The following is a 16,079-nucleotide window of genomic DNA, read 5'->3' as shown; positions in this document are numbered from 1 at the left end:
GTAATATATGATCCAATACATTTTTTATATAATTAATCAGATCCTGTTGCAAATAGAAGATGAAAAAGGATATGTTATGTCCACAACTATTGTTTTTTTGGTTAAAAACTTTTATAACCCAATACTCTTCTCTCTTATTATAAACTGGGGTTGCTCGTGTGTGGTGACTTTAATGTTATCTCATAATAAAATAATTAAAGATTATAAATGATTATATATAAAAGATTTGAATAAATATTAAGAGATGTTTATATTTTTAATATTTATTTAATTGAAATTATGAGTAATAAACTAGAAGTAATAATAAAATATTATAATGATATATCAAATTTAGGCGTAAGTTTATGGAAACTACAGCACTTGCTAGTTTTAATTTAGGTGAGGTATGGAAAATATGGTTCTGTGATAAAAATTTTAAAGATCTACCGACACTAGATCAAAGTTTGATTTATACTCAATATTTAGAAACAATGTTAAGTAAAGTAGCTGCTACCGGAAAGTATCAAGATAATAATATTGATCATTCTCAATGGAGCAATTGTTTTGAAGAGCTAAATAATCGAGATCATTTTTTATGTATAAAGCTACAGAAGTTAATAGGAGTAGAAAACAAGAATATCATTGATGCTATGCTAGATGAATATAGGGGATATAAATTCATTAGAGTTTAGTACCCTAGTTACTAAAGTCCAAGTGTTTTTAAAAAATAATTTAGATCAATCTGAACACTTGATTAAAGCAGCCAAAGAAATCGATGCTATGGCATATCCTCTGACGAGAGAGTATTTTTTATATCGTTATATAGCTAAAGCAATATTTACAAACACTTTAAATGTGCCTTCCTCTTATGAAAACGAGTTTAATATAGTAAAAAAAGCTCATTTAAATTTTATAAATTATCTTAATTCATTAGAGCAAAGTCTTACTAGAATAGAAAAAGCTACTGATAAGTATAATGAAGATCATAAAATTGCTTCTTGGTTAACCGAAAAATCAGCTTTAGTTAGTAATCATTCAGGTAAAATAGCAATTACTTATGTTTCTCTTATAGTGGGTGTAATTGCTTTACGTTCATATGTAATTGACGAAAAGGATCCTTGGTATGAATTATGTGCTTTACCGACCACTAGCCTTGCGATGCAAGGCCACATATTAATAAAGCTCACTCTTATAGCATGTTTGTTTTCTTTTTTGGGAGCTTTAATTTTATATGCTTACACAACATAGTAACAATATGGCTATACAAATTATGGAAAGTTTTTTTAACATTTAAATTACCTATTACGAGAAAAATTTATTTATAATTTTTCTGCTATTTGTGGTGGATTTTCTGCTTCCACTTCAATAATCTCAGATTTAGAGGAAACGATTTGATAACGCTCTAAGGTAGCCGGCATGGCTTTATTCCCTGAATCAATACCGAGTTTTTGAATATTCTTTACTCTTGACATAAAATTACGATTAAACGAGGCAGCAAATTTATCGTAATTAGTAACCATATTATGCAGGTTATTACCGATCTTTTGAGAATAATCTGCCATAGTACCGATGGAGCTTAATAGCTTTCTCACTTCTTCAATGATTACCTTATAATTTTCCGAGCGGCGATGATCGGTAATTTGAAATTTTGCAAATGATAGCATATTCATAAGTCCGCTAGGTCCTACCGGAAAGATATTACAGCCCCAAGCTTTTTGTAAAAATTCAGGGTCGGCTGCAATAACTTTCTCAACCGCTTGTTCAGTCGGCAAAAACATTAAAGTAATAACATTGTTAAAGCTCTGATCCTTTTTGTTTAGATTAGTTAAAATATTTGCGGCATAGTCTTTATTCGCCAAAGATTTTAAATGGTAATTCATAGTTTTATTAAGACTCATGTTATTATCTTGCTCGTCTACAAGAAACTTTGAAGCTTTAGAATCAATAACCATTAAATTACCGGAAGGAAGGAAAATGAGCGCATCAGGTCTTAGCTTGCCGCTATCTGATATAGTTAGACCGTATTGCATAATGAAATCTAAATTAGGACGTAAGCCCGAAGATTTTAAGATATTCTCAAGGGTAATCTCAGCAAGTAGCCCCGCCCCGATCGGAGAAAGCAGAGACTGTTTTATCAAATCAACCGTACCTTTTGATTGCTCTATATCTTTATTTAATGCTCCCACCATCGTAATTAACCGCTCAAACTCACTATTAAATTTTCCTGAAGCAGTAGCGATATTTTTCTCGGCTAGCTCTCTTGCTGCCGTGTTTTCCATTTTGTGTATCGCTATTAATTGCTTAGACAAATCTTGACCTAAATCAAATAACGCAGCTTTAGCCGATGAAAATGACTCTTCTCTTATTTTTTCTGAATCCTTAATAGTCTGTTCTTGATATTCTATTTTACACTTCAATTGCTCAATTTTCTGTAAATATCCTATCTTTTCTTGATTTAATAATTGGTTGTTATTGCTAATTTCTAGATTCTGCTCTGATAAAAATTGTAGCTGTGTCCTTAAGGTTTTAGTTTTTACATAAAACCAGATTATTAGCGCTAATAAAATAAGTAGCGTAGTTATAATAGTTGGTAATACATAATGCATAGAATTAAGCAAAGTTTAATGTTAAATAATACTAAAGTACCGCATAATTTGCACTAATTATTTTGGCATTGCCTAGAAAAGGTTGATATAGTCATTGCGAGTTACTGCAGGTGTTGTTGCATGGCGCGTTTTATGTCATGCCTGCGCAGGTCGTGTTGTGTGGACCGAAAAACCCATTCGGTGTTATGCCGTGGCTTGACCACGATATCCAAAAAAACAACTTAAAATACTAAAATTTTAATGTTTTAAACTGGATCCCGCGATCAAGTCGCGGGATGACAATTAGGAAACTGGTCCACGTAACAAAGCATTCCCGCTTTCGTGGGAATGACATCGGAAGGCTAAACTATAAAACAACTTTTTCTAGGCAATGCTTAATTTCAATACTACAAGTAAGACTATTTCGATATTAGCCTATTATTTTTTTATAAACTTATAGAAATATTATAATTGATAGGTTATATAAAAAGCAAGTTGAAGAATATCTAACAAATTACGGTAAGCTTGTATTTATAAGCGGAGCAAGGCAAGTAGGAAAAACTACAATATCAAAACAAGTAATTAAGCCTAATCCTAATTCAATTTACCTAAATTGGGATTATCTAGAAGATAGAAATAAAAAAATCTTAAACAAACACACTGAACTTTTTAAAAATCTACGTTCTACTACTATATCCGATAAGAAACCGTGCTTAATATTAGATGAAATTCATAAATATAAAGATTGGAAAAATCTTGTAAAAGGATTTTATGATAAATTCGGAGAAAATATTGAATTTATTATAACAGGTAGTGCCAAATTAAATATATATAAAAAAGGCAGCGATAGCCTAATGGGACGTTATATAAGTTTAACCGTGCATCCGTTATCGGTATCTTGAAATAGCTAAAAATTTTGATAATGACATTGATTATATAAAAAGCCCACAAAATATCACTATAGATGAATTTGAAGCTTTAATAAATTTTGGAGGATTTGCGGAAAGTTATTTAAAAGCAATTGCTAAATTTCATAGAATATGGAGTAATCAAAGATTCAAGCAATTATTTAGAGAAGATGTAAGAAATACTGAAGATATCAACAATATTTATACGTTAGAATTACTTGCTAGCATTATAAATGAGCAAGCAGGCTCATTAATAAGCTATACAAACCTTGCTAACAAAGTTAGAGTTTCAGACCAAACAATAAGAAGATGGCTCTCTTTGCTAGAAAAGCATTATTATTGTTTTGCTATCAAACCTTGGTCTAAAAATGTTGTAAAAAGTTTGATAAAAGAGCCCAAAATTTACCTTTGGGATTGGTCGCAAATAAAAGATATAGGAGCGAGATTTGAAAATCTTATAGCTTCTCACCTTTTAAAAGCCGTATATTTTTGGAATGAAACAGGGCTTGGTGATTTTGGTTTATACTATCTTCGTGATAAACAAAAACGTGAAGTCGATTTAGTAATAACAAAAGATAACCAACCGTGGATTTTAGTGGAAGCAAAAGTAAGTGACTCAACCGTTTCTTCAAGCTTAAAATATTTTCATGAATTACTTAAACCTGAGTTTAGTTTTCAAGTAATTCAAAATAAACAAGCTATTTCGGGCTCTTGCTTTGATAAACTGGGTTTATGGATAGTACCGGCTATTACTTTCTTATCTCAACTTGTGTGATATGAATTTTTGCAAAAAAGGTAATCTAGGCAAATGTAAATCATATGACTATTTCGTTGCTTATATCGAAATAGTTATTACCAATTCGACATTTAATTATAAGCTGTATCCTTGCACATACCACTAAATGTAGCTGAATTGACTATATTCACTTTATCTTCTAGCGGGCCGAGTGGCTGAGCCGGTTTTAACAATTCTGGTGTTAATATAAATTTAGTTTTTTTCTCGATATTCGATAAAAAAGGTAAATGTAAGCTATGGGACTGCTCTATCACTGCATACTTATCCCATTCTGGATATTGCCTATTTAGATTTCCTATAGGATCAGCGGGACCGTAAACCTCTATACTACCGAATTTATATTTTTTTAAAGGATATAATTCATTATCATAAAATGAACTCTTCGGATACTTATTTTGAACCGTTAAATTAGTATATATAAATTTGTTTTGTTCTTTATGAAAAATGAAAATATCTAAACAAGCTTTTTTGCATATATTATAAGCTCTCTCATAGGAAACAGTATAACCGAGTTGCTCAAATTGCGGTAATATTTGTTGCAAACGTATTTCGTCTTCATGCATAATACCGATATCTAAATCATCGTCAAAAGGAATTATGCCTTGATGTCTAACGGCTCCAAGCAGAGTGCCGCTGTTTATCCAATAATTAATATTCTTATTACCAAGTAGCTCATGAGTGTCTTTCATTAACTGATAAAGGGCAATAGCTTTTTTCTCGCTAATCCTGTATTTTTTTACTTGTTCATCACTTAAGGTGACATATCGCCAGTCATGTTCTAATATATAAGCATAAAAAAATATCCCGGCAAATATAATTAATATTAAACCTATAATATTTTTAAAGCATAATATTGACTTTAATTTTATCATCTTTCATCTCAAATTGTATTTCTTCCGCCGATGTGACGTTTTTTAAATCTTCTGCTAATTCTGCAGATAATACTATGCCTTTAACTTCAAGCAATTTTATTGGAGCTTTTATAGATAGATTCTTCTCAGCTTTGAATTTTCTGACGATATCTAGTATTTCAAGCAGCCCTTCTGCTCCTTTTGCATCAATTTCATAATTTAAGTCACTGTAATTAACCCAGCTACCTTTAACATGAATAGAATTTTTACTATATAATATTTGGTATAATTCTTCGGTAATATGTGGCATGAAAGGTGCAAATAGTTTCAGTAACGTTTGCATAACATGATATAAAGTTAATATGCTACTATATTGTCCTTGTGGATTTTTGTTTTCCTCATCATAGCTTCTGGTTTTGCTTATTTCTAAATAATTATCACAAAATACCACCCAAAAGAATTTTTCCGTCAGATGCATAGCATTTGCATATTCGTAGTTTTGTAACTCATTTGTAGCTAGCTTAACTAATTCCACTAGCTTATTAACCATCCATTTATCAAACTCGTTAGTGATTTTTTCTTTAATATCGAGCAAACTTGCTTTTTTATCTTCACCTTTCAGTTTATCAAAATGTATAGAAACAAATTTAGCGGCATTCCATAGCTTGTTAACAAGCCTTTTGCCGTTTTTCATAACGTCTTCAGAATAGGCGGTATCAGCACCTAGTTTTGAATTTGCCGACCAATAACGTATCACGTCGGAACCATATTGTTCTAGCAGCTTTTCAGGCACTAAAACATTGCCCTTAGATTTTGACATTTTACTTCGATCTTCAGCTAAACACCAACCGCTTACCATGATGTTTTTCCACGGCAAAGTATTTTGGTGTAAATGAGCTTTTAAAATAGTATAGAACGCCCAAGTTCTGATAATTTCATGTGCTTGAGGTCTTAAATCCATCGGAAATAATTTATCGTGCCTATCTTTATTAACAGTGAAATCGTCAGAAATCCCATGAGTAGAAAGTTGAGGCGAAACGGAACTTGTTGCCCAAGTATCCATTACTTCATAATCAGGTTCTACTTCCTCTTTACTATAACCCATAGGTAAATCTTTTAACGGATCGATAGGCAACTGCGTAATATCGGCATATAAGATTTTTCCTTCCTCACCTACTCTTTTAGAGTACCAAACAGGGAAAGGCACACCAAAATAACGCTGCCTACTTATACACCAATCCCAACTAATGGCATTAATCCAATTCTCTAAACGAATCTTCATATTTTTAGGATGCCAATTTAACTCATTTGCTCTTTTAAGCAATTCTTCTTTATGTGATATAGTTTTAACGAACCATTGCGGTACAGTTAGTATCTCAAGAGGAGCACCTGACCTCTCGGCACATTTAACGGTATGAGTGATGTCTTCTTGTTTAATAAGCAACTCTTGTTCTTTTAAAATATCTATTATTTTTGTTCGAGCTTCTTTAATTTTCAATCCATCTATAGAAGTTTCATGTTGGAAGTCTATTGTACCTTTTTTAGTGATAATAGTTTTTAAAGGCAGATTATGCGTCTTCCACCAAGTAATATCCGTTTGATCACCAAACGTACAGCACATTACCAGCCCCGTACCTTTATCTTGTTGTACTAAAGGGTCAGCAAGCAGTGGAACTTTCTCATTAAAAAGTGGGGTTATAGCTGATTTACCTGCTAGATGCTTATAACGTCCATCGTTAGGGTGATAAAATACGGCTACGCAAGCCGGTAATAACTCAGGTCTGGTGGTGGCTATAGTAAGCGGGTCTCCTTGCTCGGTTTTAAACGTAATATAATTCATGAAAGAGTTTTTTTCCTTATCCTCAATATCGGCTTGGGCAAGAGCTGTACCATCTACCGGATCCCATAAAATCGGTTGATTAGCACGATAAATTTCCTCTTTTTGTACTAAATCAAGAAAAGACATTTGTGATATTTTTCGTGATAACGGACTAATAGTTTGGTACTCTAAACTCCAATCAACCGATACAGCTATTTGGTTAAATAGACTTCTAAACTTTTCTTCTTCACTTTCTACTACCTCTTCGCAAATTTTTATAAATTCAGATCGATCCATATTATAAGCTTTGATCTGTTTCTGCTTTTCAACAAGTCTCTCGGTCGGTAGCCCGTTATCGTCAAAACCCATAGGATAAAAGATGTTTTTACCCATCATACGCTGAAAACGTACAATAAAGTCGGTTTGCGTATAGCTATAAACATGACCGATATGTAACTGCCCTGAAACTGTCGGAGGCGGAGTATCGATTACATAGGTTTCTTCTTTTGCAACGTTTGGATTATAAGCATAAGTTTGTCTCTCTTGCCAAATTTGCTGCCACTTTTTTTCATTTTCGGTAAAATTATAATTTTTTGGAAATTCTTTCATAGATTTTGTAGTTGATTCAAGAATATTATTATAAAGGTTATCTGTGATTATGACAATAGATGCTTTTCTTTGGGAGGATATGGATATTTAGGATTTGTGTAAGTGGTGCTTGCATGATTAATTACTTATTTACAATTGAGCGAACAAAAGTTTCTTGAAGACCTGTAATTTTGGCAATAACAGGAATTTTAAAGCCCTAACTGAACATTTCCTTCGTTATAATTACTGCCTTATTATGTTCGCCCTCAGCTTTGCCTATCTCACAATACCCTGCACCTTTCCTTCATCTCTCTCTATATGTATCAGCGATAGTTTTCATAATAGTATCCTTATCTTGCGGTAATAGATGTGTATCCAATACTTCTACTAATTCCGGTTGTTTTTGTTTTGATAATTTTGCGTCAGTATACCATAAGAACGATCTTAGGTAAATATAACCTTTTTCTTTATCCAATATTATAATATGCTTAAACTCTGTTAAAAACTTCTCCCATAGTTTTATCATATCCTGCATATGGATATGCTGCATCATATATTCTAGCATACCTAAATGTTTTTTCTTGACGATTTCATCATCTGTCATAGTTTGCAAATCTACTAATTGATAATCTTCCGTCATTAATTTCTTTGCCATCACACTATCAGTAAATAAACTCCACAGATTTCTTGGAGCATTATAAATTTCTTTACCGTTGTAAATAACTAAATTATAAACTAGCGGCAATTTATCCTTTCCTTGCTTATGTCTTTCACATAATAATAGTGTATATTTCCATAACCGTAAAGCCGTCCAATAATCAATTGTTGATTGGGCCTCTACTAATACATAAACAAATGCTTCTTCTTTATTATTGGTGCTAATTTTATATGTTATATTACTATATTTCTTATTTAAAGATTCCTCAATGTAGCTCCATTATTTTTGATAAATCTACTAAACTCTTAAAATCATCGGGTAAATAATATTCCAAAAATTCTTGTGCTGTTACTGGGTCGTTCATTATTATTTTTACTAATGAATCATGTTTTAATTTTTTAGCCATAAAAATCTAGTAGCTTTATTTCGTGGCGTATTTTATCTTAAATTATCTATAATATCCATATTTATTTAAATTTAAAGTTTAATATGCTAATTCTAAACAAACTTTTACTTACTTTAAAATTAATGCGTGCAGATAAGTTGGTAGCTTATTTGCTGGTTTTTTTTCCTGCTTTATTTGGGTTACTGCTTGCAAACCCTTCAAGAATGGAGTTAATACATTTATTACCGTTATTTATTTTAGGTAGTATAACAGCTAGAAGTAGCGGGTGTATTATTAACGATATATTTGATAGAAAATTTGATAAGCATGTCGCAAGGACTAAAGAGCGACCTTTAGCTAGCAAGGCTTTATCTGTTTCTTATGCTATTTTGATACTCTTTATTCTTAGCGTTATCTCACTTTGTATTTTGCTACTTTTAAACAAAACAGCCATATATACAGGTTTTTTTGCGGTAATAATGATTAGCCTATACCCGTTAATGAAACGTATTACTTATTTCCCGCAAATCTTTTTGGGATTTACCTTTAAGCTAGGGGCCTTAATAGCTTATGCGGCAGTTCAGGATACACTTGATATAGCAGCGATTATTATGTATTTAGCATGCTGTTTTTGGGCCATCGGTTATGATACGATTTACGGATATATGGATATAAAAGATGATAAGAAAATAGGAGTGAAATCGTTAAGTATATATTTAGAGAACAAGCATTCTAAGCTTTGGCTTTATATATGTTATATAGGTTTTATATTGTTATTTATTCTAGCAACAAAAATGGCTAACCATAATATCGACTATTTACCTATTTTAGCTGCTTTAATTTTACTCATATTGCAAGTAGCAACTCTTGATATTGAAAATCCTGCAAATTGTATGACAAGATTCAGAGCTAATAATTATATCGGATTAGTTTTGAGTATGGTGTTTTATTAAATTCTTTCCCTAATAACAGTCTTGTTAGGGATTAGATAATGTTCTTGATGTCATTCCTGCGAAAGCAGGAATCCATAAAAATAACATTAATATTGCTGTAAGTATTACATTTCTAGTAAAAAACATATAAGAATTTAATTTTTATATGTTTTACTGGATTTATAATGTCGCAGGAATGACATTGCCCCGTGCAACAACTCCTCTAACAGCCCATAAAGTTACCATCGATATTGCGGTTATATAAACCGCAATTGATAAAGAGTTGCCGGTTACATACCATAGCATTAGGCAGATTGACGGAGTAAGACGTCCGATTAATGAAGCACCTATACTACTGCCGATACCGACTAACATATATTTATCGGCAGTTTTAAATAAATCATTTAGCCAGCAGTTCAAAGGTGCCAAGAACCCGACACCGAGTATTATAATCCAAATACGTACAAAATTAACATACCATATAGATGAATTATTCAAGCAGAGCCATAAAGGAATTATGCTTAAACTCATTAAAATAAGAGTACCGTTTAGTATTTTAAGGTAATGTAGCTTTTTTGTTAGATGCCCTATTATCGGAATCATAATCATATCAAAAATCAGAAACTCAGTATTAAATTTCATCATTATTTCGAGTGATATATCAGTGATAAGCGGAATAAAACTATTCATAAAGACGAAAGGCACTATATAAGTCATATATGAGAAACCTATGGCAAAACTAATGCGTAAGATACTTAGTTTACAGTTCCAAATTGTAGTTAAGTCTTGTAATAGTGATGATACTACGTTATTGTGAGGAGAGGACCCAGGTGTCATACCGTGGCTTGACCACAGTATCCAAAAATTACGTAAAGTAATTTTATCTTTTGTATTGGATCCCGCGGTCAAGCCGCGGGATGACAATGAGGGCTTTACCTTTACTACAATATCCTCGCTCTTTCTTAAAAAATAACCTATCAGTGCTGTAAGCCCGCCAAATATGAAACATAAACGCCAATATGTATTATACTCTACATTTAAAACTATAGTACTGATAAATGAAGCAAGAATAATACCGACCATAGTAGATGTTTGATAAAGGTAAGAAGCTTTAAACGCTTTTGTTTCTTCTTTATTCTCTAAAATCAATAATTTAGCAATGGCACATTCACCCTCGGAATATACTCCTTGCAACGTTCTAAGCAACACTAATAATAGCGGTGCAAGCCAGCTTATTTGAGCATGTGAAGGTATTAAACCGATTAGGCTAGTTGTTAAAGCAACGCCGATTAAAGAGTAAGATAAAGCAAAAACACCGCCGTATTTTTTAGCAATTACGCCAAAAAAATAAGAGCCTATGGGACGTGTCAATAAAGACGTAACAAGAACACTATAGGTAAGTATTAAAGCAGCGACTTTATCATGATTCGGAAAAAAAATACCAGCAAGTAGCGGAGCAAGAAACCCATAAAGTGCAGTATCGAAATGATCCATCGCATTACCGATTAGGATCGAAAAATCCCTTTTACTTAATGAATTATTCATATATTAATAATTTAAAATTTATAATGGATTATACTCGATGAACTTGGAACATTGGTGACAATGTCTTTGTAAGTCCTCGGATGCTGAACGTTTAATATACGCTCCGCTCCTCGGCTTACAGACCGATTACTCTTTCCCAAGTTGATCTTCGTATAACAGCTCTTCATTTTGTAGGAGTATATAAGTATGTAATCTTCCTTGTAAATATTTTTTTAAGAGATATGATTATAAAGTCATCGCTTAAAGTAACTGTAATGAATGAATAATTTGAAACAAGGAAAGTTTATTACATTTGAGGGAGGGGAAGGGATAGGCAAATCTACTCAATCTCAAATGCTCTATGAATATTTACAATCTCAAAATACTCCCGTTATTTTAACTCGTGAAGTCGGTGGTACTATTGTAGCCGAAAAAATGCGTGAAATTCTAGTACATGAAGAATTACTACCCATGTCCGAGCTATTACAAGCTATAGCAGCACGTTATGATCATATGGCACGGAAAATTATACCAGCTCTACAAGAGGGACATATTGTAATATGTGATAGGTTTATTGACTCAACTGCATGTTATCAAGGATTAGAGCTAGAAAACGGCATAGATTTAGTTTATAATCTGCACAAAACTTTAATGCCTTCTCTTATGCCGGATATTACGTTTTTTATTGACGTAGAGCCGGATACTGCTATTAAGAGAGTCAATTCACGAAATATGAGCAATAAATTTGACATAAGAGGTATAGATTTTTATAAAAAAATCTATGATTGTTTTAAAGAATTAAGTAATAGATTTCCTGAGAGAATAAAAACAATTAAAGCTTCAGATTTAAGTCCACTTGAAGTACATGAGTTAATAAAAAAGCATTTATGAACAATACTTACTACATTACTACCCCTATATATTACGTTAACGATGTGCCCCATATCGGTCATGCTTATACTAGCGTTGCAAGTGATGTAATCGCTCGTTTCATGCGACTTCGAGGTTTCGATGTAATGTTTTTAACAGGTACTGACGAACATGGGCAGAAAGTAGAAAAAGCAGCTATTAATAAAAATATTGACCCACAAAAATTTACCGATCAAACATCCGAGAGTTTTCGTCATCTGATGACTGCTATGCATATTTCCAATGATGATTTTATCAGAACAACGGAACACAGGCATAAAGAAGCTGTAGCTGTTTTTTGGCAGAAATTACTAGAAAACGGCACTATTTATGAAGGTTTTTATGAAGGGTGGTATGCAGTGCGAGATGAGGCTTTTTTTGATGAGTCGGAACTTACGAGTGACGGTTTAGCACCGACGGGTGCTCCAGTTGAATGGGTTAAAGAGCCTAGCTATTTCTTTAATCTTTCAAAATGGCAGGATAAATTGCTTGAGTTTTATGAAGCAAACCCTGATTTTATCAGACCTATATCAAGGCGTAACGAAGTAATTAGCTTTGTTAAATCGGGTTTAAAAGATTTATCGGTATCGCGTACTACTTTTAACTGGGGAATAAAAGTGTCAAATAATGAAAAACATGTAATTTATGTTTGGCTTGATGCACTGGCTAATTATATTTCAGCACTCGGTTATCCTGACAAACAAAGTAATTACGGTAAGTTTTGGCCGGCTGATTTACATGTAGTCGGTAAAGATATCTTGCGTTTTCATGCCGTCTATTGGCCTGCTTTCTTAATGGCTGCAGAAGTTCCGCTGCCGAAAACAATTATGGTTCATGGCTGGTGGACGAATGAGGGGCAGAAAATCTCTAAATCTCTTGGTAATACCATTGATCCGATTAAGTTAATTGATGAATTCGGTGTTGATCAAGTTAGGTATTTTCTGATGCGTGAAGTAACTTTTGGTGCGGACGGCAATTTTGCTCGTAGTAATTTAATTACCCGTATTAATAGCGAGTTGTCAAACAAAATAGGTAATTTATTACAGCGTACTACATCTTTTGTTTATAAGAATAATGATGCCAAAGTGCCTTTGCTTACGCAAGGTGTTATAGATAAAATATATGAGCTACCGATTTTAAAAACCGCAAGTAAATTTGTCGAGCAGAATATTTTATTGATGGACAAAACAGAGATTAATAAAATTCTTGAAAATATTGTTAATTTGGCCGAAGAGGCAAATATCTATATTGATAGCGAAGCACCCTGGAATTTGAAAAAAACCGATCCAGATAAAACGTTAGAAGTGTTATACGCTTTACTAGAAGTTTTACGCTATATTGCGATAATGCTTCTGCCTTTTATACCGAGTTCAGCAAATAAAATGCTTGATCAGTTAGGGGTAAATAAAGAAGAACGTCTATTTAAGCATTTAATACGTGATTATACTTTAACAGCGGGTAGCAATATTTTAGAACCTACCATAATATTTCCAAAATTTGAATAGTGTGTCATACCGTGGCGAGACCGTAGTATGACACACCTACTAAGAGTATAATATGTTAATAGATTCACATTGTCATCTTAATTTACGTAGTAACTTGTCATCCCGCGACGCGATCGCGGGATCTAGTGAGGATATTAAAACAACTAATATTAGTTGTTTTCTAGATACCGTAGTTAAGCCATGGTATGACGTAGTGCTTTTAGATTCTGTCATTCAAAGAGCATTAGAAAATAATGTGCAGTATATGCAAACTATCTGCACTAAAATTGAAGATTTACCTATTATTTTAGAGATAGCTGAAAAATATGAAAATGTTTTTGCGAGTGTTGGGGTGCATCCGTGTGAAGTGAATTCTTTTATTAGTCATTGCGAAGCACTGCAAGTGCTGTGGCAATCTCAGGAAGCTTGGACAAGATTGCTACGTCAAGACTACGTCTTTCCGAACTCAGATGCTGAGGCAATTATTATGCTAACCCAGCATCCGAAAATTATTGGAATCGGTGAAACGGGGCTTGATTATTATCATCAGCCTTACGATCAAAAATTACAAAAAGATTCGTTTGTAGCACATATACATGCGGCGTCTAGTACACGCCTGCCTGTTATTGTTCATACAAGAGAAGCAGACGAAGATACTATTGACATTTTAACCTCAGAAATGCGTAACAGCAAATTTCCAGGTTTAATACATTGCTTTACCTCTTCAAAAAATCTAGCGGCAAAAATGCTAGATATCGGTTTATATATTTCAATTTCAGGGATTATAACTTTCAAGAATGCTACTGATTTACAAGAAATAGTCAAATATATACCGCTTGATAGGTTATTAATAGAAACCGACACTCCTTACTTAGCTCCTACGCCTATGCGAGGCAAACAAAACGAACCGGCATTTGTTAGGTATGTCGCTGAAAAAGTTGCCGAACTCAAAAATATAACATCAAAAGAAGTAGCAAATGTTACTACTCATAACTTCAAAACATTATTTTCTAAATTTGAAAAATATATAAATAATACTTTATAAAAACATCAAGTTTGATAGTTTAAAGTTGCAATTTTTAAAATAATATGTATATTTCATAGTATTTCAGTTATTAGTAGTATATTTGATATGGAATTTAATCGCAAAAATGCCATCATTGGTTTTTTAAAAGCACATGAAGATCAAAAATTTACCTCTTATGGCATAGCTGAATGGCTTGTAGAAAATCACATTGACGAAGCAAGACTCAAAGCAAATGCAAGTACAAATAAGAGATTGTTAGAAGCAAAGACTCAAGAAGAAAAAGATAAGGAGATTATAGGAATTGATTTAGGTGAAATTAGCAGTAGTAAGCTTTCTGCTGAACGAAGACAAGAACCTAATAGAATAGAGCTAAAACCTAAGCTAAAGTTTTATTATTCGCAAAACCCTGATTACTATGTCAATAATGAACAAGCCACAGAACCTAAAATAAATGCAAATAAAGAAGATAAAATAACCGCAGTGCAAATATGTGATGCACTTGCATTATATCTTCAAAACAAATTGAAGATTCATAATATACCTATTAAGCATAATTTTTCTTCAAATAAACAAGGAACTAAAGGTAATAATAAATGGTTACACCCAGATTGGGTAGGTATGGGGAAGTTCTTAATGAAAAGTGGAGTTCACTAATTAAAGATTGTGCTAAATATTATGCAGGAAAACAAGCAAAGCAAGGCTTTGGTCTTTTGAAGCAAAAAAAATTATCAATCGTAGTAATTTACGAGAATCTTTTTTTCAGGCTTTATCAAATTCCTCATGGGCACATTATGGTTATTTAGTTGCTGCTGATTTAATTGAAAGTAGATAAAATGATACTAGGCATGAACTTGAAATGCTATGTATTAGGCATGGTATAGGATTTATTTTAGTAGATATAGAAAATCCTGAAGATAGTAAAATATCAATTCCTGCTAGAGAAAGACCGGAAATAGATTGGAATATGGCTAATAGGTTAGCAGAAGAGAATAAAGATTTTGAAAATTATATAAATAATATTGATACATTCTATAAAAAACAGAAAGTAAATGATAGTACTTGGTTTAATATTAATGACCACGTAAATAAAATTCCTAAGCAAAATAAGAAGAAAAAATAAACATATTTATATATAGACCATTATTATCACGCATTTATAAAAATTTAAACCGTGAATCCTAAAATTAATGTACTGAGTTTTAGTGTTAAACTAAATTCATATTAATTATTTTTAAATTTGTGGATAAGTTATGATTAACTGTGATTTAAGTACTAATTATACATATTATATGTTAGAGGGGCTGAGAGCACAAATTGCTCCAATGCATTTAGGTATAAACATTCTAAAAGAAGCATATGAACATGAGTCATTAGAAGATAACGGTTTTGCAAGAATTATGCATGCTTATTTAACGCTTTGTGAACGCATGACTAGAAAATATGAAAAACCCGAATTTAATATCCTTGAAACAATTATTGATGATAAAACCTATAACATTAATGAAAAAGTTATACTAAAAAAGTCTTTTTGTGAACTAAGGCATTTTCAGAAAATAGGTTTTAAACAAGAATTACCTCAATTATTAATAGTAGCACCCATGGCAGGACATCACGCTCCTTTCAGTCACTCGCAA

Annotated in this window: 16 protein-coding genes and 1 pseudogene; 11 read left to right on the top strand and 6 right to left on the bottom strand. The window is 32.5% G+C overall.

The window, feature by feature from the left end; translation table 11 throughout:
* Positions 1 to 344: 344 nt before the first annotated feature.
* Together MCC_RS10650 and MCC_RS10645 are read left to right on the top strand one after the other, a co-directional pair.
* Complete coding sequence (locus MCC_RS10650; protein WP_231288682.1) at positions 345 to 671, top strand: hypothetical protein; 327 nt, start codon at positions 345 to 347, stop codon at positions 669 to 671.
* Positions 637 to 1,227: a hypothetical protein gene (locus MCC_RS10645; protein WP_231288681.1), complete on the top strand. Its 591-nt coding sequence runs from the start codon at positions 637 to 639 to the stop codon at positions 1,225 to 1,227. Before MCC_RS10650 ends, MCC_RS10645 begins: the two co-directional genes overlap by 35 nt.
* Before the next feature lie 71 nt (positions 1,228 to 1,298).
* Here the strand turns inward: MCC_RS10645 and MCC_RS05980 are convergent, their stop codons facing one another.
* Positions 1,299 to 2,585: a DNA recombination protein RmuC gene (locus MCC_RS05980; RefSeq protein WP_014408960.1), complete on the bottom strand. Its 1,287-nt coding sequence runs from the start codon at positions 2,583 to 2,585 to the stop codon at positions 1,299 to 1,301.
* 443 nt (positions 2,586 to 3,028) lie between these two features.
* Between MCC_RS05980 and MCC_RS09655 the strand changes: the two genes are divergently transcribed.
* Positions 3,029 to 3,466: an ATP-binding protein gene (locus tag MCC_RS09655; protein ID WP_331270642.1), complete on the top strand. Its 438-nt coding sequence runs from the start codon at positions 3,029 to 3,031 to the stop codon at positions 3,464 to 3,466.
* Complete coding sequence (locus MCC_RS11260; protein WP_331270641.1) at positions 3,447 to 4,247, top strand: ATP-binding protein; 801 nt, start codon at positions 3,447 to 3,449, stop codon at positions 4,245 to 4,247. Before MCC_RS09655 ends, MCC_RS11260 begins: the two co-directional genes overlap by 20 nt.
* Before the next feature lie 92 nt (positions 4,248 to 4,339).
* On the opposite strand, the gene MCC_RS05970 is transcribed toward MCC_RS11260, so the two are convergent.
* From MCC_RS05970 to MCC_RS11545, 4 genes are all read right to left on the bottom strand, one after another.
* Complete coding sequence (locus MCC_RS05970; protein WP_014408958.1) at positions 4,340 to 5,140, bottom strand: LicD family protein; 801 nt, start codon at positions 5,138 to 5,140, stop codon at positions 4,340 to 4,342.
* Positions 5,109 to 7,547, bottom strand: coding sequence for a valine--tRNA ligase (locus MCC_RS05965; RefSeq protein ID WP_014408957.1), 2,439 nt, complete (start codon positions 7,545 to 7,547; stop codon positions 5,109 to 5,111). The genes MCC_RS05970 and MCC_RS05965 overlap by 32 nt, the downstream gene beginning before the upstream one ends.
* 283 nt (positions 7,548 to 7,830) lie before the next feature.
* Complete coding sequence (locus tag MCC_RS11550; RefSeq protein ID WP_408005727.1) at positions 7,831 to 8,409, bottom strand: Rpn family recombination-promoting nuclease/putative transposase; 579 nt, start codon at positions 8,407 to 8,409, stop codon at positions 7,831 to 7,833.
* 40 nt (positions 8,410 to 8,449) lie between these two features.
* Positions 8,450 to 8,590 (bottom strand): Rpn family recombination-promoting nuclease/putative transposase, encoded by a 141-nt coding sequence (locus tag MCC_RS11545; RefSeq protein WP_041405445.1) that lies wholly within the window; start codon positions 8,588 to 8,590, stop codon positions 8,450 to 8,452.
* Positions 8,591 to 8,673: 83 nt separating this feature from the next.
* Here MCC_RS11545 and ubiA point away from each other — a divergent pair, with 83 nt between their 5' ends.
* On the top strand, positions 8,674 to 9,522 hold the full coding sequence (gene ubiA / locus MCC_RS05950) for a 4-hydroxybenzoate octaprenyltransferase (RefSeq protein ID WP_014365503.1): 849 nt from the start codon (positions 8,674 to 8,676) through the stop codon (positions 9,520 to 9,522).
* A 159-nt stretch (positions 9,523 to 9,681) separates the two neighbouring features.
* On the opposite strand, the gene MCC_RS05945 is transcribed toward ubiA, so the two are convergent.
* Positions 9,682 to 11,046 carry an MFS transporter gene (locus tag MCC_RS05945; RefSeq protein WP_014408956.1) on the bottom strand — a complete coding sequence of 455 codons (1,365 nt, stop codon included), beginning with the start codon at positions 11,044 to 11,046 and terminating at the stop codon, positions 9,682 to 9,684.
* A 258-nt stretch (positions 11,047 to 11,304) separates the two neighbouring features.
* On the opposite strand from MCC_RS05945, the gene tmk reads away from it, so the two are divergent.
* From tmk to MCC_RS05915, 6 genes and pseudogenes are all read left to right on the top strand, one after another.
* Complete coding sequence (tmk, locus tag MCC_RS05940) at positions 11,305 to 11,916, top strand: dTMP kinase (RefSeq protein WP_012153076.1); 612 nt, start codon at positions 11,305 to 11,307, stop codon at positions 11,914 to 11,916.
* Entirely contained in the window at positions 11,913 to 13,439 is a 1,527-nt protein-coding gene (gene metG, locus MCC_RS05935; protein ID WP_014408955.1) for a methionine--tRNA ligase, read from the top strand. Before tmk ends, metG begins: the two co-directional genes overlap by 4 nt.
* A gap of 52 nt (positions 13,440 to 13,491) precedes the next feature.
* Positions 13,492 to 14,463: a TatD family hydrolase gene (locus tag MCC_RS05930; RefSeq protein WP_014408954.1), complete on the top strand. Its 972-nt coding sequence runs from the start codon at positions 13,492 to 13,494 to the stop codon at positions 14,461 to 14,463.
* A gap of 87 nt (positions 14,464 to 14,550) precedes the next feature.
* The gene (locus tag MCC_RS09645) at positions 14,551 to 15,099 is read left to right on the top strand and encodes a hypothetical protein (protein WP_196793011.1); all 549 of its coding nucleotides are present in this window, start codon (positions 14,551 to 14,553) and stop codon (positions 15,097 to 15,099) included.
* 202 nt (positions 15,100 to 15,301) lie between these two features.
* Positions 15,302 to 15,565: a hypothetical protein gene (locus MCC_RS05920; protein WP_041405444.1), complete on the top strand. Its 264-nt coding sequence runs from the start codon at positions 15,302 to 15,304 to the stop codon at positions 15,563 to 15,565.
* A gap of 130 nt (positions 15,566 to 15,695) precedes the next feature.
* A pseudogene (locus tag MCC_RS05915) lies at positions 15,696 to 16,076 on the top strand (polyhydroxyalkanoate depolymerase); the annotation flags it as partial.
* Between the last annotated feature and the right edge of the window lie 3 nt (positions 16,077 to 16,079).

It is taken from the genome of Rickettsia rhipicephali str. 3-7-female6-CWPP (genome assembly GCF_000284075.1).
In the GTDB taxonomy this organism is placed as follows: domain Bacteria; phylum Pseudomonadota; class Alphaproteobacteria; order Rickettsiales; family Rickettsiaceae; genus Rickettsia; species Rickettsia rickettsii.
The sequence above is the reverse complement of the archived record's forward strand: the minus strand, read 5'-3'. Positions and strand labels throughout refer to the sequence as shown.

What these genes read in the sequence shown, in the direction of transcription:
- MCC_RS10650 (WP_231288682.1), top strand. Translation starts at nt 345, where the DNA reads ATGGAAACTACAGCACTTGCTAGTTTTAATTTAGGTGAGGTATGGAAA.
- MCC_RS10645 (WP_231288681.1), top strand. Translation starts at nt 637, where the DNA reads ATGAATATAGGGGATATAAATTCATTAGAGTTTAGTACCCTAGTTACT.
- MCC_RS05980 (WP_014408960.1), bottom strand. Translation starts at nt 2,585, where the DNA reads ATGCATTATGTATTACCAACTATTATAACTACGCTACTTATTTTATTA.
- MCC_RS05970 (WP_014408958.1), bottom strand. Translation starts at nt 5,140, where the DNA reads ATGATAAAATTAAAGTCAATATTATGCTTTAAAAATATTATAGGTTTA.
- MCC_RS05965 (WP_014408957.1), bottom strand. Translation starts at nt 7,547, where the DNA reads ATGAAAGAATTTCCAAAAAATTATAATTTTACCGAAAATGAAAAAAAG.
- MCC_RS11545 (WP_041405445.1), bottom strand. Translation starts at nt 8,590, where the DNA reads ATGGCTAAAAAATTAAAACATGATTCATTAGTAAAAATAATAATGAAC.
- ubiA (WP_014365503.1), top strand. Translation starts at nt 8,674, where the DNA reads ATGCTAATTCTAAACAAACTTTTACTTACTTTAAAATTAATGCGTGCA.
- MCC_RS05945 (WP_014408956.1), bottom strand. Translation starts at nt 11,046, where the DNA reads ATGAATAATTCATTAAGTAAAAGGGATTTTTCGATCCTAATCGGTAAT.
- tmk (WP_012153076.1), top strand. Translation starts at nt 11,305, where the DNA reads ATGAATAATTTGAAACAAGGAAAGTTTATTACATTTGAGGGAGGGGAA.
- metG (WP_014408955.1), top strand. Translation starts at nt 11,913, where the DNA reads ATGAACAATACTTACTACATTACTACCCCTATATATTACGTTAACGAT.
- MCC_RS05930 (WP_014408954.1), top strand. Translation starts at nt 13,492, where the DNA reads ATGTTAATAGATTCACATTGTCATCTTAATTTACGTAGTAACTTGTCA.
- MCC_RS09645 (WP_196793011.1), top strand. Translation starts at nt 14,551, where the DNA reads ATGGAATTTAATCGCAAAAATGCCATCATTGGTTTTTTAAAAGCACAT.
- MCC_RS05920 (WP_041405444.1), top strand. Translation starts at nt 15,302, where the DNA reads ATGCTATGTATTAGGCATGGTATAGGATTTATTTTAGTAGATATAGAA.